The organism is Mesorhizobium sp. M7A.F.Ca.US.006.04.2.1 (genome assembly GCF_004022915.1).
In the GTDB taxonomy this organism is placed as follows: Bacteria; Pseudomonadota; Alphaproteobacteria; order Rhizobiales; family Rhizobiaceae; genus Mesorhizobium; species Mesorhizobium ciceri.
Map to the genome: position 1 here is coordinate 1 of NZ_RZQA01001179.1, position 1,453 is coordinate 1,453.

Here is a 1,453-nt window from a genome sequence, read left to right on the forward strand (position 1 = left end):
GCAAGAAACTGATCGACTTCCTGCTCTCCAAGGAAGCCCAGTCGAGCATCAGTTCCGTTGCGCTCGGCATGCCGGCTCGCAAGGACGTCAAGCCGGATGACGCCAACTTCGCCAAGGCGCAGGAGGCGATGAAAGGCGTGACCATCTGGTCGCCGAACTGGGACGACGCGCTGAGCAAGCTGCCCGATTATGTCAAGCGCTGGAACGAAGCGACCGGAAGTTGATCCGCAAGGGAAACCCGGAGGACCACGCCATGTCGGCCGCAGCCTTTACTGGTACCAGTGTCATGGACATCGACGCCGCGAAGGTTCGCGGCGCCGGCTCCAATGTCCATTTCGACAAGGTCAGCGTTGCCTATGGCGCGCATGTCGTCCTGCATCCGCTGACCCTGGATATCGCACCTGGCGAGATCCTGGCGATGATCGGCCCATCCGGCTCCGGCAAGACCACGGCCCTGCGCGCCGTGGCCGGCTTCGTGCGGCCCGCCAGCGGGCGGATCCGCATCGGCGCCACCGATGTGACCGATCTGCCGCCCTATGAGCGCGGCCTCGGCATGGTGGTGCAGAACTACGCGCTGTTTCCGCATATGCGGGTCGAGGACAACGTTGCCTTCGGCCTCAGAGCACAGGGCGCCGACAAGGCGCTGATCGGCGAGCGGATCAAGGATGCGCTCGGCACTGTCGGCATGTCGGCCTATGCCCGGCGCTATCCGCGCGAGCTTTCGGGCGGACAGCAGCAGCGCGTGGCGATTGCGCGTGCCTTGGCCGTGCGGCCGCGCGTGCTCCTGCTCGACGAGCCGCTCTCGGCGCTCGACGCCCAGATCCGCCGCAACATGGTCGAGGAGATTGCGCGGCTGCACCGCAGCCTGCCCGGCCTGACGATCCTCTATGTCACCCACGACCAGACCGAGGCGCTGACGCTTGCCGACAAAATCGCCATCATGCGCGACGGCAGGGTCTGTTCGCATGGACCGACGACCGAACTCTACCGCCGCCCGCCAAACCGTTTTACGGCCGAGTTCCTCGGCCGCGCCAATCTTCTTCCGGTAACGGTTGCCGAGGCCGTCGGGTCGAAGGGATTTGCCACGGCAAGGCATGGTGACGCGCTGCTGACCGGCGCCGGCCGCAACGAGAAGGCCGGCGACAAGAGCCTGCTCTGTATCAGGCCGCAGCATCTCAGCCTGACCGCCGACAGCGACCATACCAACCGCATCGTGGGCACGCTCCAGGAAGTGCACTGGCAGGGCGAACTGACCCATCTCGTGCTCGACGTCGACGGCACGCCGGTGCGTGTCTCGGCGACCAGGCTGCCGATCGCCTTGCCCGAACCCGGCGCCAAGGTGCCGCTGTTCTTCGCGCCCGCCGACACCTCGCTTCTCCCGGAAGACGCCGGTGTCTGAGGCCGTCACACTTCGCGCGCCGGCGTTTCGGAGGGAACCCGGCAAGCTCTGGAT

The 1,453-nt window shown here is 66.3% G+C and carries 1 protein-coding gene and 1 pseudogene; both read left to right on the forward strand.

Annotation, left to right across the window (positions count from 1 at the left end; all coding sequences use genetic code 11):
- Positions 1-224: pseudogene (locus EN925_RS35555) on the forward strand (2-aminoethylphosphonate ABC transporter substrate-binding protein); the annotation flags it as partial.
- 29 nt (positions 225-253) lie between these two features.
- Positions 254-1,399, forward strand: a complete 1,146-nt coding sequence (locus tag EN925_RS35560; protein ID WP_024502486.1) for an ATP-binding cassette domain-containing protein — start codon at positions 254-256, stop codon at positions 1,397-1,399.
- Positions 1,400-1,453: the final 54 nt, after the last annotated feature.